Genomic DNA, 22,994 nt, shown 5'->3' with positions numbered 1-22,994 from the left:
CATGGAAACAGATGTATTGACCATTGATGGTTTATCGGTCGGATTTAGGCGGGGCAAACAAGTCGAGCAGGTGACGCGTCAGGTGTCACTCTCAATCAAAAAAGGAGAGACTCTGGCGCTGGTAGGAGAAAGTGGCTCCGGAAAATCGGTCACTGCCAATTCCGTTCTTAAACTCTTGCCCAAAGGGGCCAGTCACTATCTTGAAGGTCGCATTATCTTTGATGGCATTGATATCCTGAGTTGTTCGGAACGAGTTCTTCGAGGGTTCAGGGGCGGGCGTATCGGAATGATTTTTCAAGAACCGATGGTGTCTTTGAATCCATTGCATAAAATCGGCCGTCAATTGGTCGAAACCTTGTCGATTCATCATGGCACCCGACAACGTCAAGCCGAGCAACAGGCACAAGAATGGTTGGAAAAGGTCGGTATTCGTCACCCTGACATTAAGATAAACGCTTATCCACACGAGTTATCTGGTGGTGAAAGGCAACGTGTCATGATTGCTATGGCGCTGATCAACCAGCCTGAACTGTTGATAGCCGATGAGCCAACGACGGCGCTCGATGTGACCGTGCAAGCACAAATTCTAGATCTGCTTAAAGCACTGCAACAAGAACTGGGCATGGCGATGTTGTTTATCACCCATGATTTGAGTATTGTGCGACGCATTGCTGACCGCGTCGCTGTGATGCAAGAGGGCGCCTTAATTGAACAAGCAGATTGCCGAGAGTTATTTTTAGCGCCTCGCCACCCGTATACGAAAAAGCTGATTGACTCTGATCCAAGAGGATTGCCAGTGCCTGTTAAACCGGACAGTGAAGATCTACTGTGCGTGAGTCAATTAAGGGTATGGTTTCCGATCACGGGGGGTGTCTTCAAACGGGTTGCGTCTTACATCAAAGCGGTGACCGACATGAAGTTTGATTTACAGCAGGGGCATTCAATCGGTTTGGTTGGCGAAAGTGGTTCGGGAAAATCGACCACGGGAATGGCGATCTTGAGGTTGATTGCCTCACAAGGGTCGATTTCTTATCAGGGTCAGGAACTTCAAGGGCTAGATAGAAAGGCAATGTTGCCGTACCGCAGTCGGATGCAGGTGGTTTTTCAGGACCCATTTTCAGCGTTGAACCCGAGGATGTCAGTGGCTCAGGTCATCGGGGAAGGGGTTCGTGTCCATCAGCGTCTTGATGAGGTAGAAATCGATAAAATGATTTGCGATGTCATGAGTGAAGTTGATCTTGACCCACTCACTCGTCATCGTTACCCCAACGAGTTCTCTGGTGGACAAAGACAAAGGATTGCCATTGCGAGAGCCCTGATCCTCAAGCCAGAATTCCTCTTGCTTGATGAACCCACTTCATCACTAGACAGAACGGTGCAAGCTCAAGTCCTTGACTTGCTAAAAGCCCTTCAGGAGAAATATCGCCTGACGTATCTGTTTATCAGTCATGATCTCAATGTGGTCAAGTCGTTGTGCCATTACACCATCGTCATGAAGCAAGGGGAAATCGTTGAGCAGGGTGCGACCCTAGATCTGTTCGACCATCCCCAACAAGCTTATACCCAGCAACTTGTGTCCTTGTCGAGTGTATAAGCTGGGCGCCACTCGCCCAATGTTTCATTGTGCCTGAAGCATGGTTGACCAGAGAGATGAAAACGCTTGGCTAATGTCTGTTTTGTTGAGGTGGGCAAGGTGAAATTCCAATAATTCGAGCTCTGTCGATGGTGTGGTATACACGGTGCCGCTATCAATGGAATCTACCACATCATCAGCGATCTGCGCGGCGTCCCATGTCTGAAATCGTTCAACATCCTGTTGCTTGGCACGACGAAGCTCACCCAAAACGGCGTCCAGTTCCGAATCACTGAACCCTTCGTTCAAGGCTGCCCGAATATGTTGCTCAACCAGATGCTTAGTCGCGGATTGTTGATCGGCCTCTACATGGGTCACTGTGATTTGGGCGAGTAATTTCTGATTGAATACGATACGGTTTAGCGTAGACACTTGTGCGTCAGACAGATCTTGAGCCAGACTCGCTTCAATTCTATGTTGTAAAATGGTGTTAGCTACCGTTGCCAGCAATAGGTTTTTACGCCTAAGTTTACTGTCGGTTTCGTAAGTGAGTGGCGCTAATGTACTGATCGTAAAGTTATCTTGTTGCATGCCGCTTTCTTCTGGAGCGGTCGCCAATGTCAAAGTAGGCAAAGCAGCAGGTACGCTTACCGAAGTGCGATGCCACTCTGAGAACGCTTGCTGAACCTGTTGACGAAAGGCGCGTAATTGCACGTCGCCACTCACTACGAGCGTCATGTTTGACGGTGCGTAGTAACGCGAAAAATAATGATCGATGTCAGAAGAAGACACCAAGCTGGCTGCCGACATAGAGGCGACATTGTGCGAAATCGCCAACTCACTGATCTGTTTATTCTCGACTTGTTGCGGGTAGTCTATCAACTCATTGATTTTAGGCGTGGTGCCAGAGTCAAATGCGATGCTTGAGAAACGTGTCGCGATGAAATTAAGCGCAGCATCGACTTGGTCGGCATTCGCCTTATCAACATGATGACGGTAAATGGTTTGTTGATAGTCTGAAGTTGCAAGCCAATCGGAGTCGTCGATCATCTGTTTGGCAATCACACGTGACACGGGCAGGTTATTGGGCTCTTGGTGCACGCCAGCGGCGACTCTAAGGCGCAATGCAAGGTCATTATTGCTCTTGCGAGTATTTATCAAAACCACCCGCATGCCATTGTTGAGCACAAAGGCGTGTATATTGCGCGGGTTATGAAGATCAGAAGGCTCAAACCATAACGGCTGGGTCTGGGCGGCAAAGGCGGGCATGATCGCGGTGACAGACAGCATTGCTGTCACAACAAAAGCGTAAACGCGATGATATTTTGACACGGTAAACTCCTAAATACTCAGTGTTTCCCTTGTTCATATCGCCCTTAACGCGTTGCTGCTTATAGGGGTAAGCGAATATCATCTCCGTGATTTGGAAAACGCTGTTTTCCTCGCTGTGTTGGTGTCTAATCAGTGCCTGAGTGTCGCGGAATGCTGACTCATTTGCTGATTATATAACCTACAAGAACCGATTCATCTATCAAATGTGGTGAGATTTTCTACAGATCATAGGGTCGAGTCAAATACTATCCGATGATCGTGAGCGATAATCTTGGTATTGAGACAGAAAATGGATGTGGCGTGTAACCAGAGGTCGGTGAAAAGTGGATTTAGACGAGTGTGTATTGGCTGGCACTGGCAATCGACAAGGGTTTCGAGAACCAATAGCCCTGTAGGTAGGACGCGCCCATGTCGGTAAAACATTTTTGCATTTCAGCCGTTTCGATCCCCTCAACCACGACATCGACTTGATGGGCCTTACACAACTGCGTAATGAAAGTCAGGTATTCCAGCGTGACAGGGTTATCTAAGCAGCGCCAAGCCATCGACTTATCGACCTTAATTTGCTTTAAGGGAAGATCAAAGAAACTGTTTAGCGAGCTGTAACCAGAACCAAAATCATCCAGCGAGAGCAGAAAACCAAAATCACTGAGTCGGTTCAGTTGTGAGATCGCGCTTTTATTCCCATCCAGAATAAGGGTTTCAGTCAATTCTAAGACAATGTGTTTCGTGTCGATCCCTTGCTCATCGGCTAACGCCTTAAGCTTATTCGGAAATTGGTGGTTGAGCAGTTGAAGTACCGAGACATTGACGTTTACTCGGATATTGTAGCCGTGGGTGTGGAAATAATGTTTGGAGAATTTGCAGGCTTTCTCAAAGACCAAATAGCCAAGATCGACTATCACGCCTTTTTTTTCTGCGATTTGGATAAACTCGTCAGGATAGATTTCACCAATCTCTTTACTGCGCCAGCGAACCAGTGCTTCAAAGCTGGCAACCCGGTTGCCCTGAGCACAGATTATTGGCTGGAACTTGACCGTCAGCTTGTCATGTTGAATCGCGCTAGCGAGCTCTCTTTCGATGTAAAAGTGGCGATCAACATTCGCTTTGGTCGCATCACTGTAGACCCCAACCCTAGATGCCCGTTTTTCGCTGGCAAATTGGCAGGTTCTAGCGGCAATTTTGATGATTTCTTCTGTCCCTAGCTGCATATCAAAGCTTGGGTAGATACCAATACTAATGTCGGTAAAGTAGCTAAAACCGTTGGCTTTGACGGAACCCTGATAGGCAAGGGATATTCTTTGGCCAAGAACCAGCAGCTGTTCTGTGGCGTAATGGCCGCGAATCAGCACCACAAAATCGTCTGAACGAACGCGATAAATGTCGATGAATTCTTCTGAAAAAGAGTTTAGCGCTGTAATAAGGTTAACCATAACCTCGCGAAGGATATCAGGGCCATAGGCACTGAGAAACGATCGAATGTCGCCGATTTGTATGTAGGCCAACGAGTACAATCCGGGTTGCTGATCGGCCAGACCCTCGAGATCCAGAGCCAGTTTGGGGCCATTTGATAGCCCAGAGGCATTGTCTCTGAATGCGGCTTGTTGGACGTAGGTTTCCATCAACTTCCGGTCAGAAATATCGCGGTGACAACCGACCATAAAATGTTGCCCATCGATGTTTTTGGTTAGGGCTGTGCCTTCGATCCACACATATTGCCCTGTTTTGCACCTGACACGGTATTGGCTGGTCATTTTAGACTCTTCGCTATAAAGGTGCTCTGTGACGCGCTGTTGCAGTATGTGTTTGTCCAGCGGATGGACCAAAGCCAACCACGAATCGAGGTGATTGAGGCCGGGTTCAATATCGTAATGATCGTAAAATGATGGATTGTAAAAAAAGACATGCTCACCAGTCATATAGAAGATACCATCATTGAACACATCAAACATGTGTTTAAAGTGGTTATCCATCAGTTCATCGAGCTCCGCACCGCTTAAAGCAGGAGGGCGCGTATCTTGCTCAGTGAGCGACTGAGAAGAGCGATGTTCCGGTAGCAATGAAACCTCCAAATGCGGAGAATTGTTCTTTATTACTTGTGACATATAATCCGATGTACCCAATTTATCGTACGACCAGCCGTCATAGCCATTTGATTGAACGCATAAATACCTTCCGTGTAGTGTATATATGTAACATGAAATATTTATTCATCTCCAGTAGTGAACCCTTTATTCGTCAGCAAATGTGAGCTTTATTGATATGCGTTCACATTTTTCAATGAAAAAGATTATCAACTTGGATTTTTCGATATTGGCTAATATCGTTGTCGTCCAACTCTGTGATGCTTCTGTGCTTAATTAATAGACATTTTAAAAGAGTAAATGGGTCAGATATCGATATTTTGACGGATTGCCTGTGGGGATCCCGTCATCGAAATATTATGGTGAAGCAAGCGCATAGAAATAGCGAATGTGATTGTTGATAATATTTATTGTATTTCTGATTCGGGATGGATTTAACACAACACTGATAAACAGGATATGTGCATATACTTTTTTTTTCTATACGCTATCGACTTATTCTTAAGTCTAAGTAAGTTTGAATGATGCAGAGTCAAGTACAAAACATCAGTCAGGCTGGGGTGCTGATAGCGGATGATTCCCCTTTGGTGGTGGCCAACTTACGTATTTTACTCAGTGAAATAGGCTTTAGTCATCGATTGATCTTTTCCGCCAAAGATATAAAAACGATTTATAAAACGCTGGAAGAAATCGCCATTGACGTCTTTATTTGCGATTACTATTTCAGCCGATTACTCAACGGCAAACAAATTTATGAGGAATGCCAGCATTTAGGTTTACTCCGTCCTGAATGCGCAGTCGTGATGCTCACCAGTGAGACCAGTGCTGACGTGGTGCACTCGATTGTAGAAGCTGAACCGGATGACTACGTGGTAAAACCCTATTCACTCTTTCAATTTAAGAAGCGTATCGCTGGCGTCTATAAACGCAAACAGACACTGGCGCCATTGGCTCGGCTGCCGATCACGATCGATGCTGAGGAAGAAAACCGCTGTTTTGAACGAGCGAAGGTGAACTTTCCAGAATACACCGACAGCCTCAATCGACTCCTAGGAGAACGTAAATTAGCCTGCGGCATTTACTCGGAGGCACTGGCTTTTTACCAACGTTGTGCTGAAAAGAAAAACAGTCACTGGGTGTTACTCGGCCAAGTCCGTGCGCTGATAGGGCTGAATCGTTTTACTCAAGTTCAAGAGACGTTGAACTGTTGGACGGTGAATACAGGCGGGAAGCGCAGCGCTAAAATTTGCGATGAACTGGCGTTGGCGTGTTTGCAACTGAATGATCGTAAAGGTGCCAAACAGGCCCTTGATCAGGCGGTCAGTTTGTCTAAAGGTGAAGCGACGCGTTTACTTGCCTACTCACGTCTTTGTGAGATGAACGACGATCATCAAGACGCATTGAGTGGATACTCAATATACCGTCAGAACATTGCCAATACTCATCGCTGCGGGGTGAGAAGTGAGATTGATTTTATCCGTCTCAAACTCAAGTGTGCCTACGAGCTGGCGCAGTCGGTGACTCGGAGCGCTTATCAAGAGTTGCAACGGCTAGTCAACGCCGATCTCGATGGCCGCAATGAATTGGCGCTGCTATTACTGGATGTGCATATCGAGCTGGTGCAAAGCAAATACAAAGAAGCACGTACTAAGTTGGTTGGGCTACTGAAACAGTTCAAGAAACTCGATCTAATGGCGCTGCTGTATTTATTGTATCTGCTCTACATTACTGATAACTACTATTGGTTTAGTCGGGTCGCCCAGTTTGTGCGTTCACATGGTGACTATTTTGATGAGTCTTTAGCGGGTGTGTGCTTGAAACGCCTCATTGACACGCAAATAGAAAACGGACAAAAGCGTCAATCCGCTTTAAAACGATTGATTGCTCAAATCGATCGTTACGAGCAAGACTCAGTACGCAAAGCGATTTCATTTTGTCTTGAGGTCTTTAAATCACGGCCGCATTGCATTGCGGTAGCGACTCGACTTATCACGCTGTTCGAGCGGGAAATACCGCCATCAATTCCAATGACGGATGTGCGCAATGCGATTGTTAATTGTGAAGCCGCATTGCACCATTCTTTGGGAATGCGACGTAGCCAGTTAATTGATGTCCACCAGAACCTCAAACGGCTGAAACTCAGATTCAATCAAATGATTAAGGCAGTGTAGGTAAACTCAGTTAATTTGTGCTATCAAAATAACTGTTAATGATTTTTTGAATTTCTCCCTGCTGCTGCAGTGTAATCAAGGCGGTGTTGAATTTATCAACAAAGTCTTTTTTATACGGGAAAGCTTGTGGGGCCTGATTGGTAAAGCCAAGATAACCTTGCTCAGCGCTGACAATAGCGCCAAGCGTGGGTTGCCAGTCGGAAGGGAGCAGATTCTCGTTGGCCATTTGGCTGATTTCCCAAAGGATCGAGATGCGATCATTGATGTAGCAGTCGGTTTTTTTGTCGTGTAAGTTAAGTAGGTTAGGCCGATTGCCTTTTGCTTCAACCAAGTTAATCTTTCCAGCTTTGACGGCATCCCAGAATTGATTTCCACCCAAAGCAAAGGCTTCATTGACTCCAACAGTCAGGCCAAAATAGTCTGTTGGCCAATTGTTTTTAGGCCGACCTTGCAAGCTTTCTTGATTACAAAATACGACGACTTCTTCATCAAGTATCGGTTGAGAGTAGGGGTAAATGTAAGCACGCTTGTCAGAGTAATAGTAAGGTGGATACAAAGCAAACCCCTGACCGACTTTCAACATCTTGAGTCCGCGCTGCCATGGAATAGGCACGAGGGTGACGTCGTACTCAGGTAAGTCTTCAAATACCCGACGTAGAATATCACTATAAATGCCCTTGGCTACACCATCTTCGACGTAACTATAAGGTGGATAAGCATCATCACCGTAAACCAGTACTTTGGTTGGGGGTTGATAAGCCAGCGCTTGCGAAGACATTAGCCATAGTAAAAGCACGTGTTTGAGCAAAATCAGTTCCTGTTACGCACAACTCTTCGTTTAACTTTAGTTTATTTATTGAAGAATAGGCATTAGACTCTGGGTTTTTCTTACTGCGATAAAATCAGGCTATGACTCAAGACAACCAAGACGAACAAGAAATAGAGATTGAAGCCATTGGTATTGAGGTCTCTGTGCAGCCGATTGAGCTGTACAAGGTGTTCAAAATTGCCAACTTAGTAGCGGGAGGTGGTGAAGCTAAGCATTTGATCTCTGAAGGGTATGTCGCGGTTAATGGTGAACTGGAAACTCGTAAACGTCGCAAAATGTACGATGGTGATTTCTTCGAGTTTAACCAAGAGTACTACGTGGTGGTCTGTGATGCACCCGTTCAGCAACCTAACCGAGAAGCGGCACCTAAAGCGCAGCAAGACGCTGAGGTTAGCCAAGCGTCGAAACCTGCTAAAGACAAAGGCAGCGATAAAGCAGCGCGTCACGGTAGCGCACAGCCTGTGCAACAAAAGACGCCCGATACGGCGGCGAAGAAAAATGAAATAGGTCGATCACAGATTGACTTTTTATGAAGCTACGTGACTCGTATTAATGTGATAAAAAGCCCCGTAGTTACGGGGCTTTAACGTGAGTATTATCTGGACTAGTGCCAGTCATCGTCGGGATAAAATTTCCCTTCAGGAGCATAAGGATCATCCAAGGCGCTGTCATCTTTGACTTTCAGACAATCGAGCTGGTGCTCAAGCATCTGGACCGTGTCATAATCCCCTTCTGAGCAAGCGATGTATATCTGCTGCTCAATCGCTCTAATACTGTCTCTAATACTCATGCTCACCTCCCGCGTTAAGACGCTCGGTTGAACGATTCGGTGTACGCTCAAAAATATTATAGCCAAACGTCCAACCTTCGTCAGCTTTACCTGCCTTAATCTACCTCTCTAACAGTTACTCACAACCTCAGTTGTTGAACCGCCTTCATTAAATGTGAGGTTTTGGCCTTGCAATCCCACTTACGAGTCAGGTCGCTGAACGATCACCACAATGAGAATGACCGCTGCGTTTTTTCAGAGACACATCGTATCAAGTATCAAAGCCATGCCGTTTTAGTCATTTAAAAATCACGGTTGTAGTCTTTCACGGTGCTTTATTGCCGAGCAAACGAATGACACCTTATTAAGACTGAGTATCCAGTGACAGCGATATCGACAGGTGCACGCCGTCCTTAAAGTGACGGCGTCACTTTTTAACAACATTCCCCAAGTCATCATTGATAAACAGCGGGGTGAGAGACCAATACAAAAAAGGCTCAACCTTTAGGTTGAGCCTTTGTTCAAAAAGTGAAACGATCAGGCGTTTTTCAGCTCAGCTACCTTTGACTGGGATAGGGGTTTTGTGATCAGTGCTAAAAGAATACACACGCCCATCATCACGGCAGAAACCGAATACGCTATCCCATAGTGGCCACCACTAGTCATTGAATAGCCGACCACGACCGCACCAATCGCTCCGCCTAGACCCCATGCGGTGTACAAGACACCATAGTTGGTGCCATAATTTTTCAATCCGTAAAATTCTGCGGTTAGCGTTGGGAATACAGCGAGCAGGGTACCGTAACCAACAGCGGCAATTGCTGTTCCGACAACCAGAGTAAATTCAGAATCAAAGCCAGCAAACAGGGCCATATTAACGCCTTGCAGCAAAAAGGCTAATAGCAAAGTACGCACGCCGCCAATTTTATCTGCCAACATGCCTGCTACGACACGACCACCAGAATTAAATACCGCCAGCACAGACGCTAAATAGACAGCATTGGGTAGATCCGCTTGTATGCTCGCAATGGTGGTAATATTACCGATGATCATCAAACCAACAGACGCAGCAAGAGCATACATGATCCACAACGAGTAGAATTGTGGGGTTTTGAGCATTGAGCGCCAGTTTACATCCTCAGTGTCTGCCACGGTCGGGGCGATCTGCCCTGCTTTCACTTGCGGTGGCGTCGGGGTGTAACCTGCCGGTGGGTTATAAATTGTCGCGGCTAAGGGGACAGCAATAGCAAGAATACCCGCACCGAGCAGCATAAAGCTGGTTTGGATACCCACATGTTCAATCAGAGCCGCAGTAAGCGGGGCGAGATAGATAGCGGCTAAGCCGAATCCAGCGGCAATCAGGCCGTTAACCATCCCTTTCTTTGAAGGGTGGAACCACTTCATTGCCGATGGGCTCAGGCAAGCGTAACCAAAACCGATTCCCGCCCCTGTGATCACGCCAAACGTCATATTGAGGAGCAGTGGTGTCGTCGCGAAACCAGAAGCAATCATACCTAAGCCGGTTAGGCTCGTCCCCAACAGCAAAATCTTACGTGGCCCCATTCTATCTTGTAGGATGCCAGCAACCAGTAAACACACAGAGAAAGTGATGGTGGCCATCGCGTAAGGGGCAGAAGCTTCAGCGGCACTCCAGCCGGCTTCCGTGACCAGCGCTTTATTGAATACACTCCAGGCATATAAGATGCCAAGACAAAGGTTGATACAAAATCCTGCTAGCAGAATTCGTGTCGCTTTATCAATCTTACTCATTTCATTTCTCAATTGACTCTCTATATAAAGAGAGGAGGGTGAATCATCGATCATGTCAGTAACGCGGATCGGTGAATATCGATTTATTAAAATTAAGTTTGCGTTTATCAACACAAAGCGTAACGGGCGCGAATTATAACCAAAGCTGCGATGATTGGAATCAGTTTTTGATGGGATCCTGATATTATTTGTGAATGTTAATTTGATGTCTCGATTGTTGTTTTTGTGTAGCAAACCTTCCGCTCTTAACGCCGCAGATCATGATAAGCGCTGCCATAAGGCATCGAACTCTATGATTGACGGCTTCTCCGTCAAGTTGTTTTGCTCGACCTAGATGCTTTACTGAGGTAACAAAAGCACTCGATTATACGCCCCAATAAAGAAGGCCATCATCGCCCGATGAGCACTGGCGAATAGACGCCAGCGGTCTATTATTGATAGTAATATTAAATAAACCGCCCATGCGTTCGCTACTGAGCAATGGGCACTGATTGGTTGACGTTGTGTATGTTTCGTATCATTCAAATTGTGATACTGGCGGCCATGGTTTCTGCTGCTGCGGCAAAAGTTGCCGATCCAACCCCGCTAGTGGTTACGAACTCCAAAGCGTGGAAGCCGTTTTCCTACCTTGATGACCGTAACCAGCCAGCGGGCATTCTCGTGGATTACTGGAAAGAGTACGCGCGGATTAATAATGTTGAGGTTGAATTTCTGTTGCTTGATTGGAATGAATCTCTTGAAGCAGTTAAAAGCGGTCGGGCCGATCTCCATGCGGGATTATTGTGGTCAGAACAAAGGGACAGTTTTTTTGATTACACGCCTTCGATTATGACGATTGATACCCAGATGTATATTAGTCAGAGTCTGATTGGCCTTGACTTAAATGAATTCATGTTGGGGGAACACGATTTTCAGGTTGGTGTCGTGGAAGGGGGATATGAAGCGGACTATACCCGTCTTCATTACCCAAATCTAAATTTGATTACGTTTACCAATAACCAAATCATGATTGACGCCGCGTTCAATGGTGAAATACAGGCGTTTGTCGCCGATCTTCAGGTCGCGAGCTACTACTTGCTGAGCAGTCACAAGAGCAACGCCTTCATCGGTGTCCGTCATTTGTATTCTGGGGATCTTAGATCGGCGGTGGCCGAGGGGAACCGTGAATTGCAAAATCAGGTTCGCCAAGGTCAGGCGTTGATCTCTGATGATGAGAAGCGGCGTATTTTTAGCCGATGGATGCACATCAATACCGTCTACCCTGCTTATTTAGCGCCACTCTTGATTGCCATTGCCGTTTTACTTGCGGTGTCTTACATTTTGGTACTCAAGGTCACGGTTAAAGCCAAAACACGCCAGCTGGCAGTAGCCAATCAAGAGCTGAAAGTACTGTCGGAAACCGATTACCTAACGGGGCTAAGTAATCGACGACATTTTGTTGAAGAGTTTCATCATTGTCTAACAAAAGCGAGTCACGTGTGTGTGATGGTGTTTGATATCGATGATTTCAAAAAGATAAATGATCGCTATGGGCATCATGTTGGGGATTGGGTGATTCAGAAGGTGGCACAAACGATTCAAAATTACACTGGGCCTGACGATCTTCTTGGTCGAATTGGTGGGGAAGAATTTGCTTTGGTCGTCAGTAACCAAGATGAATTGAGAATCAAAAAAGTATCCCAAACCATTTGTGAATTAATTCGTAACATTGACTTCGGTGGCGAACCAGACCACAAAGTCACCGTAAGCCTAGGGTGTGCCTATTACCCGCGCTCAAGCGCGGATATACCCCTATCGGATGCGGATCATCTGATGTACGAAGCCAAAGCATTAGGCAAAGATCGTGTTGTGATCCGAAAAATGGCCTCATAAAAACAGATGAAATCGATGAAATCGGTCGAAAAATCATCAGATTGAGTTCAAAGCCAGCAAACGAACCGAATATTGTAAAAAAAGACTTTTCTTTTCAGGTTGATGTGGCATATTGTACGTGCTTCGACGATGATGCGTGCATCGTATAATGGCATTACCTCAGCCTTCCAAGCTGATGATGTGGGTTCGATTCCCACTGCACGCTCCAATCTCTCAGCATCCTATGCGTGCATCGTATAATGGCATTACCTCAGCCTTCCAAGCTGATGATGTGGGTTCGATTCCCACTGCACGCTCCAAATAACGCAATTCTTGCTTTAGTCCAAAGCCAAATTAATCCACAATCAATGTTATCATTCTCGCGCTTAATTGCGTGTTTTCTGTGTTTGACGTTTGAGCGAATGCCTTACTGAAGGGCGTGAATCCACAGTGGCCCTTTGATGACCGCTGTGTGATAGATAGTAACTTAAACTATTCAAATGTCTTTTGATTGAGAAGTTGTTATTTCGTTTAGTGATGGCTCATTATCTGAGTCACTTCGAGAAGTTTTATCGGCTCTAGTCTGACTGGATCGGATCAGAACTACTCAATATCTAGTCCCCTAATCTGTCGAACAATTCATGATTTAAAATTAAAGCCGACAAGGAGGTTTTATGTCTTTTATTACATCTACACTTTCATCCGCGCAAGTAAATTAGTTGATTCAATAGGCCGTACAATAGATAAATTAGTGACATCAGATCAAGAACGCGAACCGTTAAAAATTGAGTTAGAAAAAGAAGTGAATAGTTTTTAACATTGCTCAGCTCAATGCGTTGGTTTAGCAAGACAAAGAGGTCAGCCAACGGCATGGTAACGACATGAAATCAGACAGCTGGCTTTCAAAAAATATTCGTCTTTTGGCGGCATCAACAATCATACTTGCCTATTTGACGATATGTATATTGGATTCTGGTGATGTCGATTTAATTGAACCGTGGTTAGATTTATTGAAACATTGCTTATAACAATGATTGCACTTTATTTTGACAGCAGAGGAATAGAAAAAGGACAGGCGATTAAGGTCAATAAAAGAGAGTCACCATTATTGTCCCGAAAAGAGACCGTTCATAATTCTGTGTCAGTTAATTTGGGGTTACGAGCATATCCTATCAGGATAAAAAAATAGACCGAGATGAAGGTCTATGTAAGCTTGCCGACGTTCATTCGTATACATTCAGCGCCCTCTTCTGAGCATAAACACTTCGAGAATAAAATTATTCTCCTCAATTTAAGTTCCCTGCTGGAATAACACAGGTCAATTTAATTCAACGAGCTTTTCAGGGTAGCGAACGTTTTCTTGGCCTGAACGGTTTGGGACGAGATGGCCGCTACCGCCACTTTTTCTGCAAAGGCTCGTTTTTTTTCAAAGTCAATTGGTCGACCGTCTTTCCAAAGCTCAAAGTGGAGGTGTGGGCCTGTGGTTCGGCCGCTATTGCCACTGAGTCCAAGACTTTGTCCTTGCATGACACTCTCGCCTTTACTAACAAAGCGTTTTGACAAATGCAGATAGCGCGTCTTTAACCCATTCGGGTGTGCGACCACTATATAGTGGCCGGCTAACGGATGATAACGAGATGCGAGGATCTCACCGGATGAAATCGTCACCACGGGCGTTGAAATTGGGACAGCGTAGTCAGTACCTAGGTGGCCTGTGACCTTCTGGGTGATTGGGTGGCGTCGAGATGGATTAAAGGCAGAGCTGATACGAAACTGGCGTGAAACCGGTGAGAGCAACAGTTTGTCTTTGTAGAATCGTTTACCATCTTGACTGTATAGAGTCGTGTTATTGTTGTGATAAATATAATACGTCTTGCGGCTGTCTTGATATAGAAATGCCCGTAGGCGTTGATTGTTATCCAACTTAACTGAAAACGTACCGTTGCTCGCTACAGAGTGAATAAAATCGAACTTACCCGATGAGAGGGAGGTTAATTCCTGAATAACGTCAGGCTTGAGATTAAGGCTGACGGCTGCACCATAAAACGAATAGCCAACGCGGCTAGTCAATACACGAGAAATATTAGCTGTTGGTGTTGATGGTAAGTCGATTTGTGCCTCTACTTTAACCTTAGGCATCGCGTTTTTGGGTGAAGGAACGCCAAAAAAATGAGGGATAAATTCTAACAATAAACACACGGTCAAAGGAATAAACGCCAGATACCAAAGTGACAGAGAATCTCGAAGGCTTCTTTGAGCAAGAGGTATTGAAGGCATGGAGTTCATTAGTTTTTGGTGATTGAGTGGCAATGATAGAGATTTATTTATCAAAATCTAGATATATTTTTTTGTAAATTTGACAATAAAAAGTCAATTCGCAGGGTAATAAAAACATAATGCAGGTGATAGGGGAGAATTAACCAACAAAAGCTTGGTTTGAATAGTCAAAATGAGGGTTTCGCCAGTCATTTCGCAACGTTGAGAAATTTAAATACCTAAATATAATCGCTGATAATTCAAACTGTCATTGGCATTGGCGTAAAAATGAAACATTATAATTATTTGGCACTGTGTGCCTCTATATTCCTTTCAGCGTGTGGCGGCGGTGGCGGCGATGGTGACGACAAGTCGCCCCCTGCACGAAAAGTTGGTTCGATTTCGGGGTATGTTTATGATGCGCCAGTGGTTGGTGCGACAGTGACTGCTTGGGAATATGACAATGGAAAAATTGGACGCCATTTAGGTGTGACAAAGACTGACCAACATGGTCATTACAGTATTCCAGTGACATCGGGGCCTAGACCGATATTGATCACTTCTAACGGCGGCCGCTATCAGGACCCCTTTACGCGATCAGACATTCAATTTGTTGATGGCTTCTCCCTAAGTTTTAAAAGCGCAATCAATTATCAAGAGGGGAGCAATGCCACCGTGATGGTTACTCCATTGACGAATATCTCCGTGGGGCTAACCGAGTTCAAAATCAAAAACAATATCAATAATACGAGCGATGCCATTACGTCATCCAATGATGCGGTCAAGGAACTGTATGGTTTTGACGTAATCGAGACCAAGCCAGTAGATTTTGTTTCTGGTGGCCCGAGCAAAGTTGCGACTCCGGGGCATGAGTATGGGATGCTGCTCACCGCGTATTCTTCCTTCGCGAGCGAGTTTCCTCAAGACGAACATAATCGTCATTCCTCTGCAAACTTGGCTAATATTCAATACGAAGACATCAAGGCAGATGGAAAGTTAGACGGAGTGGGTCTCACTGAAGACAACACTACAAAACGACTCGGTTTTGGTCACGTGGACCCAAAAGAAATACCAATGACTCAACTCTATACTCATGAGTTAGCCAAACATATTATTATTTCGGCCAATAATAGCGAGGTTAATCTGGTCGGGTTACCTCCGAATCAATTGACGTCTTTCAGTGGTAAAGTGAATGTTCTGGACAGTCCAATTCTAACGGGCACTGGGGTACCACTCGACGAGAAGCCGCCTACCGTTAGTCGTGATAGTGAGCAGAAGTTGTACGGCATGGATATGGTTGCACTTACACTGCGTGATGATGTGGGTATTGATAATGTTGGCATTTCCATTTCGTACCAGCCTGCAGGTCAATCCGTTCAGCAATTCAGTTGCGATCTCGATAATAACGAAAGTCCTGAGTTTTGTTCGTTGAATCTTACCCAATTCACACAAGGCAAACGTGAAGCGACTATTGGGGTTAGAGTAAACACCTTCGCATTAGACAGTGTTTCCGGTGCTGATTTAGGGCAGGCAAAATTAATTGTGGAAGCCGAAGACACGCTCGAAAATGAAGGATCAAAAGATATCGAGTTTAAGTGGGATAATTCTGAACCCCAAGTGAACATTCTTTCACAAGATTCGGTCCAGGATGGCGAAGATACCTACACTTTACGCTTTTCCGTCGATTATTTAGAGAAAATTAAGAGCGCAGAGATTACTTTTAACGGAGGGGCACCAACAATCGTTGACCTCACCTGCGGCCAGAATAGCGAAACAAAAGTATATACGTGTGATTATAATAAGGCTTATCAAACTGAAGACATATTCTCGGGTAATGTAGCCGAAATTGTGGTGACAGCCACCAGTAGCGTCGGCGCTAAAGGTTCCGACATTAAAACGGTCACGCGTGACAATAATCCTCCTAATCTACGTGTATCTGGATCGGGAGTTGAATTCTTGTTTATCGACAACGGAGAAAAAGGGTCAAATCCAAAGGGGTGGTTACCAACCACCTATACAGCAGACACAGTTCAAGATGATCCGACCTCACTGTGGGTTGACTATATCGCTGGTACAGAAGGGTTGCGGGCATTTAGTGGTAACTTTGGTGACTTTTCTGCTGTATCGGCTAAAGATTTTATAGAGAAAGATACCAATACTAATACGATCTTGAGGCAAGTCCCTTATCTTATTGCGGAAGTAGAGGACACGGGTACGCCAAAATCAACGCCAGACAAAATCAACCTGATCGTTAAGCATTCAGTGTTTCGTAATGGCGCTTTTTCTGCTCCACATGTGGTTAACGCTATTGAAGGCAATGCAGTAAACATTCCTCGGAAAAAGTACCAAGAGAAGGATCAGTTCGCTTACTATTATATCCCTTTGAGCGATGATATTTTGAATGGTGTGGAGCAAAATGTCCCCAATAAGTTGGAAATTACGGCGAAAGATCAAGCGACAAATCCCAGCTTGACAAAAACCGTCTTCTTCAAAATGTCCTATGACCTTCCTGAGGTTAAGGTCGTGACGCCTTATGCGGGTGCGAACGTTCAGGTTAAGGATCTTATCTCAGGTTCAAATATTGGCGCGTGTACTACCAAAAAGGAGCTCAATGCTGCAGGTGATGAAGCTTTGAATGTCGCCTCCTGCCGCGTCGAGCTCAGTGGCGATATGGCTAGCGTTTTTAGTGTATCTTTAAGCGGTAGTGCCACATATTATTACAATCCAGAGGTGTACGGTCAAAGTAATGAGGCACCGACTGAGATTACTGTTGATTTGGGCGATAAAGACTTTACCGTCTATTTTTCTCCTGAAGCGACCCAAACCTTTTATATTAACGAATTAACCGTGTTTCATTCTGCATTATTTGAATCTTTGTGGCAGGATGGGCAAAACAGGACGGTTGAGAGAGCTAAGGAGATCCTCGCTCTGGTTCAAGAAGCGTTACAAGGGACAGATTCATTTTTCGGTTTTGATCCAACCCGCACTGCTTATGAGACCATTGAAGAGGCACAAGCCATAAGAGACACTAACGGCGATTCTGTGCTCACTTCGCTATCACCGTCCCAAAAACATCGCCTACTTGCTGAGTCCTTAGCGTTTATAAATGGCGAACCAAGTGAGGTTAATACTTCCACTTCGATTGCCCGCAAAATATATGAGGACCTCAAGGATGGGAAGGCCCATGGACTACCTACTCATGGCGCAGCAACGTACCAGATCATTTGGGCGCAAAAATTCCAAGAACGTATGGTTAATCCACAATCGGGGTCGTATTTCGTTTCTGCCCCAATTGCGCTACAGATAGCAGATCAACTGGCCTTGGCTTTTCCTAAACTTGGAGAGACGCCTATTTTTGAGCAGCAAGGCAGTAGCATTGACCAAAGTGGCCCGTCTCACAACCTGACAATTACCACCGGAAAACAGTATCAAAAGGGCGCGAACACTTATATCGCTGGTCAGGTTGATGTAAGCTTGACAATCGAAGACCCATCAGGGGTTAAAGCTTCCAGTGTGCAACCGAAGTGGGTATCGCTGGGTGACGACAATGAGAAAGATGCGAGTATTATTGTCAATGATCCGACGGGTGGCACTTATAAAAAGAGTTATAATTTTTCATTAGATTCGACGTTAGATCAATACAAGAATATTGAAAAATTCTTATTGCATATAAGTGCAGAGGACTTCAAAGGTTATCCCCTCGATAATTATATTGAAACCTTAGTGGTTGATAATGATGTCCCTGTCGTAACCTACCACTTGAAAGACAGTACGGGTGCAAATTGGGATACTTCCTTGGAGGACGTATTTGTTAATCCTTCGCAGTTCTTTTCCTTGGATTTTTCGGTGAGCGATGCGGTAGGAGATCAGCCGAGCAAGCGTCGCGTTTCGCTAGAGCATACTGAGACAAGGGTTTACGCGTTTGTAGACCCCAAGATGCTGTTGAACAAAGACGCTTCTTTTGCGATTGGTTTGTGTGGCTCAAAAGAGGGGGAAGGGTGTAATAGTAGGCCAACCGAAAGGGAACATAACTTCTATCTGCAAGGTGATGGTGAATGGAACATCAATGTTGAAGCAACCGATTACCTTGAAAATGGACAAACAAAACAAGTAGGAAAAATCTTGCTTGATACCACACCTCCTATTGTCAACTCGTTGCTAAACGGCGGTAAAGCGCTGTCTACAACAGAAAAAAATTGGCTTTCAGGTGATGAAATGTTGCAGCCATCGATTAACTGGCAAGGAGACAAAGGCGTTACTCCATTTAGTGCTGGTGAGCGGGTCTCGGTCAGCCTCAACCTTCAAGGATCAGGCACTAAGGATCTGGTTTCATGTGCTTTACTCGATTCAGCCGATGAAAAACCATGCCTGATCGGCGACCAACCCAACGTGAAAGTAAAATTGGTCGCTAGGGCATTCACACAGCACGATACACCAAGTACGTTATACATTTCGGCGACCGACAAAGCGAAGCCCGCTAATACCAGTGAAAAAACACAAATAAATGTTTATTTTGATCGTAAAGGGCCCGTTTTAGACTTGCAAGAACCTTGGTTAGAGGATACTCATGTCAATCGCTCGACATACGTATTAGGAAAAACTTTTCATGTTAAGCTCAAGAACATTGCAGACGATTCACTATCGAATGATACCCCAATCACGCTTGAGCTGTATCAATATCAAGTCGAAGACATTGATGGCAATAAACCTAACGACATACTGATAAAAAGGGTTTCTCGTAGTAATCTAGTTGATGCGATTACAGTGACTGAGATAGAAAGTGAAAAGATCATCCCAGTGGGTGATATACCATCTGCAACCTTTTATATAAAAGCGACCGATGTCGAAGGCAATTACACACTTTCACATATCGCATCACATGGCTCAAACGGCACCAAGGTACTGTTTGACAAAGAAGGCCCGGAAATTAACCTGTCTGGTTATGATTCAATGGCTTACTATAAAGGTGACTATCAGTTCACCGTCAACGCGCAAGATTACATTTCATTGGAGGGTAACAAAGGCGCAGCAGGGATTGACGATGATAGCCTCACATATTGGTTGTTTGAGGAAGGCAGCAGTAAATCTGGCACAGGAACGCCGATAGTAGATAAACGTATATCGTTAAACAGCCTAACTGACGGTGTTTTGAATCTTACAATGACCGGAAGTGATATACGTGGTAACCGTCATGAAGTTACAAAGAAAATAAATGTCCGTAACAGTTTGCCGTCAATCGAGTTGGTGAGTATTGCGTATGCGGATGGTACCGACGTAGAAAGGCCTCAAGGCAATAGTCAGCACTTAGTCACCAAACAAGGTAATCTTGAGGTCAAGATAAAAGTCGAAGACAAAAGCGGTATTGATGCGCTTAAAGGTACCCTTCTCAATGGGGAAAACACCCAAATTGGAACACTAACTCTTAAGGAAGTTGAGGGAGAAAGCAACCTATGGGCTGCAACCGTTGATCAGGGCGTTATTTCTTCCGATGGTCACTATCTTATAAAGTTCACCGCTTCGAACAGAGTTAAGGTGAATAGTTTAGGCGCGAAAGAAAAAACAGAAACAACCTATCCTTTTTCTGTTGCGCGCAGTGGGCCTAAACTTTCAATCGTTGAACCTATAGATTTTGCAACTCATACGTCAAATCATAATTTGTCCGTGAAACTGGCATTGGATGGTACGGTGGTGCCTTCTCAAATGCGCTGTTGGGTTCGCAATAATTATACGTCAGACATAGAGCCGCGAGGAGATGAGGCGAATAAAAATGCGTCAAGCCTGCTTACCAACAACTATCAAGACTGTGAAATTAAATCGATTGATACGAACATGGATAACCCATCGTTCATTCTCTGGACCAAAGGGAGTAATGGTGCGGAAAGTGTTCAAAAATGGTCTTTCAAGCAAGTAGATATCGAAGCACCAGAATACTGTCGCACATTTGAAAACAACCGTTGCGTCACTGGCAGCGACTTCAATTTGAAAAATCAGCATGTGTTTTATGACGAGCAATCAAAAGCTAAGCAACTCAAATTTGATTTGTTCTTTAGTGACAACCTCTCCGGAATATTGACAGATGATACTGATGATACTGATGATACTGATGATACGCGGTTTCCTCGACTAGAATCGCTAAATAAAACGATTACGCCAACGTCGTGTAAAAAGGTCGCCAATCAAACGGATGAAAACCGTATTTCGTGCGAGTTTGGAGGTCCTTATGCCGACTTCATTGATATAAACAATATCGATCAAGTATTTAAAGTCGGTAACTTGGCAGATTTAGCTGGTAACGGGACGGACCTAACTATCGAGTTCAAAACGCCTGATGCTACCGATGGTATTGGCGTTGAACTGAACGTGCCTAAATACGTCAGTGGCGAGAGCCTTGTGGTTGTCTACAAAGTCAAATCTTACGCTGGTTCGAAGATTGATGATGTGAAGGTGGAAGTGGACAACGTCACCTATTCACGACGTGAAAAACCGACTATGTTTGGGCAAGCTAAAACATGTACTGACGATCCTGAAAAATTATGCCAGACATTCACTATTGATACTCCTCAGAACAAAGAAGGGCAAGTGGTTCCCATTAAAGTGGTGGTCACCGATTTTTGGGGCGAAAGTGGCGTATCAACGGTAGAGTCGGTCACCATTGATACAACCGAACCGACTATTGGTGATGTACTGACGAATTTGACTCACGACAACAATGGCAAGGTCAGACTTGAATTTGCTATCGAGGATAGCGGTAGCCAACTCTCTAAGGTCAAGTACACGGCCTTTGACCAAGACACAGAGGTTGTTAAAGTACCTTTCAACGTGTTGGAGATTCCTGTTGAAACCTTGACAAACACAACGACAATGACCGTCAAAGTACAAGCCTTTGATGACGCCGGCAATACGTTTATACAGAACGTAAAAGTCAATCTGTCCGTCCCGAAAATTGAACTGCTATTGGACGGAATCTCAGGCTTAAATGAACAAAAAATCGCGATTAAAAAGTCAGCTCAAGCGTTTACCTTAAAAAATACTCAGACGGATTCGGATGTCACGGCAGCCAAATATAAAATCATTTTGGATTCGGTTACACCGGATAGCCAAATATTGAAAGAAGGACGCTTTTCGAGTCAGGATGAAAAGGATGAATTAACGTTGGACCTCGATGCCCAAGGCAGTTACAAACTGAGAATCGAAGTCATGGACTCTATTGGTAGAACGTCTGATAACTTCACGTTTTCTGGTAAAGCGTTCAGTACTGAAGGCGTGTTAACCGTGGTGGACTTTCTGGATCCAGTTGTCAACAACCTTAGGATAGATGTTAGTGAAAAGCCGCAGAGTAATCAATATGAGGTGACGGTGCTCGCTGAGATCAAGGATGTCAACTTCGATGCTGCCACCGTGACACTGACGAGTACAGATGGGCCGTTCTCCAAGTCTTATCCCATGGTTAAAGTGGGTACTGACCAAGACTACCAACTCAAATTGCAACTGCCTGTGGGGGGGTACAAAGCGACGGTTAAAGTGGTGGATTTAGTTGGCAGAGAAACCATCACTCCAGCAACTCAGTTTGAGGTTGATGAGGCGGAGGCTCCAACGGTATCGTCGATCATGACTGAGTCAGGAAAAAGGACGCTGGGCGGGGGGGTAAAGGCCCGATTTAAGATTGTGTTTAATGAAGCGGTACAGGAATTTGTTCAACAAGACATCACAGTGACTGTGAATGACGGCGGTGACGTTGGGAGCCTTACTCAACTCCAAACAACCGACAGAAAAACATGGCTGTTTGACTACACGACACCGACTGATACCGACAAAAGCGTCAGGTTTACCATCGCGGCTGGAATGGTGAAGAATGAAGTCACAGGGGTGGAAGGCCCCGTTGTTGCCTTTAGTGAAGAATTTGCGGTAAAGAATAGCGCTCCATCACCGACTCTCGTTGAACTGAGCTCTGAATTGGTTAACACAAACGAACAGATTACCTTTAATGTAACGTTTGCTGAAAAAACGACTATGCCAAGTACATCTTATCTCGGTGACTCAACCAATAAAATTCTTTGGGAAACACAAGATAGCGCTAAGAAATGGACAGGGACCGCGATAGCCAAAGCGACGTCTGAAGATTTGGCGTTAGCGGTGGTGATTTCAGGGTATCGTGATGAGTTTGGTAACGAAGGTGAAGTGTATTCAGAAAAAAAAATCCTACTAAGACCGAGTATAACAATAAACCAACTGGAGATTAACGCGGGCCGTATCACATTCAATGGCAACGCGGGCCGTGTGGGTGACACCGCGACGGTGACGTTGAGCTTGTTGGATAGTCAGAATACGCAGAAAACGGTGAGTTTTGAGATCACTCCAG

Annotated in this window: 11 protein-coding genes and 2 tRNA genes; 7 read left to right on the top strand and 6 right to left on the bottom strand. The window is 45.0% G+C overall.

Annotated features, from left to right (window positions below):
• Position 1 precedes the first annotated feature (1 nt).
• Positions 2-1,594 carry an ABC transporter ATP-binding protein gene (locus tag HLM86_RS12815; RefSeq protein ID WP_076590545.1) on the top strand — a complete coding sequence of 531 codons (1,593 nt, stop codon included), beginning with the start codon at positions 2-4 and terminating at the stop codon, positions 1,592-1,594.
• A gap of 24 nt (positions 1,595-1,618) precedes the next feature.
• Here HLM86_RS12815 and HLM86_RS20450 read toward each other — a convergent pair whose 3' ends face one another.
• Entirely contained in the window at positions 1,619-2,905 is a 1,287-nt protein-coding gene (locus tag HLM86_RS20450; protein WP_170883062.1) for an insulinase family protein, read from the bottom strand.
• A 329-nt stretch (positions 2,906-3,234) separates the two neighbouring features.
• A complete protein-coding gene (locus HLM86_RS12805; RefSeq protein WP_076590547.1) occupies positions 3,235-5,010 on the bottom strand; it encodes a bifunctional diguanylate cyclase/phosphodiesterase in 1,776 nt (591 codons plus the stop codon).
• A gap of 500 nt (positions 5,011-5,510) precedes the next feature.
• On the opposite strand from HLM86_RS12805, the gene HLM86_RS12800 reads away from it, so the two are divergent.
• The gene (locus HLM86_RS12800) at positions 5,511-7,160 is read left to right on the top strand and encodes a response regulator (RefSeq protein WP_170883060.1); all 1,650 of its coding nucleotides are present in this window, start codon (positions 5,511-5,513) and stop codon (positions 7,158-7,160) included.
• Between the two features lie 10 nt (positions 7,161-7,170).
• Here the strand turns inward: HLM86_RS12800 and HLM86_RS12795 are convergent, their stop codons facing one another.
• Complete coding sequence (locus HLM86_RS12795; RefSeq protein ID WP_170883084.1) at positions 7,171-7,938, bottom strand: substrate-binding periplasmic protein; 768 nt, start codon at positions 7,936-7,938, stop codon at positions 7,171-7,173.
• Positions 7,939-8,069: 131 nt separating this feature from the next.
• Here HLM86_RS12795 and HLM86_RS12790 point away from each other — a divergent pair, with 131 nt between their 5' ends.
• Complete coding sequence (locus HLM86_RS12790; RefSeq protein ID WP_076590548.1) at positions 8,070-8,522, top strand: RNA-binding S4 domain-containing protein; 453 nt, start codon at positions 8,070-8,072, stop codon at positions 8,520-8,522.
• A 71-nt stretch (positions 8,523-8,593) separates the two neighbouring features.
• Here HLM86_RS12790 and HLM86_RS12785 read toward each other — a convergent pair whose 3' ends face one another.
• Positions 8,594-8,779 (bottom strand): hypothetical protein, encoded by a 186-nt coding sequence (locus tag HLM86_RS12785; RefSeq protein ID WP_170883058.1) that lies wholly within the window; start codon positions 8,777-8,779, stop codon positions 8,594-8,596.
• Positions 8,780-9,295: 516 nt separating this feature from the next.
• Positions 9,296-10,528 (bottom strand): L-lactate MFS transporter, encoded by a 1,233-nt coding sequence (locus tag HLM86_RS12780; RefSeq protein ID WP_170883057.1) that lies wholly within the window; start codon positions 10,526-10,528, stop codon positions 9,296-9,298.
• 507 nt (positions 10,529-11,035) lie between these two features.
• Between HLM86_RS12780 and HLM86_RS12775 the strand changes: the two genes are divergently transcribed.
• From HLM86_RS12775 to HLM86_RS12765, 3 genes are all read left to right on the top strand, one after another.
• Positions 11,036-12,400, top strand: coding sequence for a sensor domain-containing diguanylate cyclase (locus HLM86_RS12775; RefSeq protein WP_170883055.1), 1,365 nt, complete (start codon positions 11,036-11,038; stop codon positions 12,398-12,400).
• A 134-nt stretch (positions 12,401-12,534) separates the two neighbouring features.
• Positions 12,535-12,608, top strand: a tRNA-Gly gene (locus HLM86_RS12770).
• A 17-nt stretch (positions 12,609-12,625) separates the two neighbouring features.
• A tRNA-Gly gene (locus tag HLM86_RS12765) sits at positions 12,626-12,699 on the top strand.
• 1,003 nt (positions 12,700-13,702) lie between these two features.
• Here HLM86_RS12765 and HLM86_RS12760 read toward each other — a convergent pair.
• Positions 13,703-14,656: a peptidoglycan DD-metalloendopeptidase family protein gene (locus tag HLM86_RS12760; RefSeq protein ID WP_170883053.1), complete on the bottom strand. Its 954-nt coding sequence runs from the start codon at positions 14,654-14,656 to the stop codon at positions 13,703-13,705.
• 267 nt (positions 14,657-14,923) lie between these two features.
• Between HLM86_RS12760 and HLM86_RS12755 the strand changes: the two genes are divergently transcribed.
• The coding region (locus HLM86_RS12755) for a hypothetical protein (RefSeq protein ID WP_170883051.1) at positions 14,924-22,994 on the top strand (8,071 nt) is incomplete at its 3' end.

The organism is Vibrio ostreicida (assembly GCF_013074385.2).
Lineage (GTDB): Bacteria > Pseudomonadota > Gammaproteobacteria > Enterobacterales > Vibrionaceae > Vibrio > Vibrio ostreicida.
Note: the sequence above shows the minus strand (reverse complement) of the source record. Positions and strands in the feature narration are given on the sequence as shown.

Excerpts from the sequence above, each read along its gene's own strand:
- HLM86_RS12815 (WP_076590545.1), top strand. The coding sequence starts at position 2 with ATGGAAACAGATGTATTGACCATTGATGGTTTATCGGTCGGATTTAGG.
- HLM86_RS12805 (WP_076590547.1), bottom strand. The coding sequence starts at position 5,010 with ATGTCACAAGTAATAAAGAACAATTCTCCGCATTTGGAGGTTTCATTG.
- HLM86_RS12800 (WP_170883060.1), top strand. The coding sequence starts at position 5,511 with ATGATGCAGAGTCAAGTACAAAACATCAGTCAGGCTGGGGTGCTGATA.
- HLM86_RS12795 (WP_170883084.1), bottom strand. The coding sequence starts at position 7,938 with ATGTCTTCGCAAGCGCTGGCTTATCAACCCCCAACCAAAGTACTGGTT.
- HLM86_RS12790 (WP_076590548.1), top strand. The coding sequence starts at position 8,070 with ATGACTCAAGACAACCAAGACGAACAAGAAATAGAGATTGAAGCCATT.
- HLM86_RS12785 (WP_170883058.1), bottom strand. The coding sequence starts at position 8,779 with ATGAGTATTAGAGACAGTATTAGAGCGATTGAGCAGCAGATATACATC.
- HLM86_RS12780 (WP_170883057.1), bottom strand. The coding sequence starts at position 10,528 with ATGAGTAAGATTGATAAAGCGACACGAATTCTGCTAGCAGGATTTTGT.
- HLM86_RS12775 (WP_170883055.1), top strand. The coding sequence starts at position 11,036 with ATGTTTCGTATCATTCAAATTGTGATACTGGCGGCCATGGTTTCTGCT.
- HLM86_RS12760 (WP_170883053.1), bottom strand. The coding sequence starts at position 14,656 with ATGCCTTCAATACCTCTTGCTCAAAGAAGCCTTCGAGATTCTCTGTCA.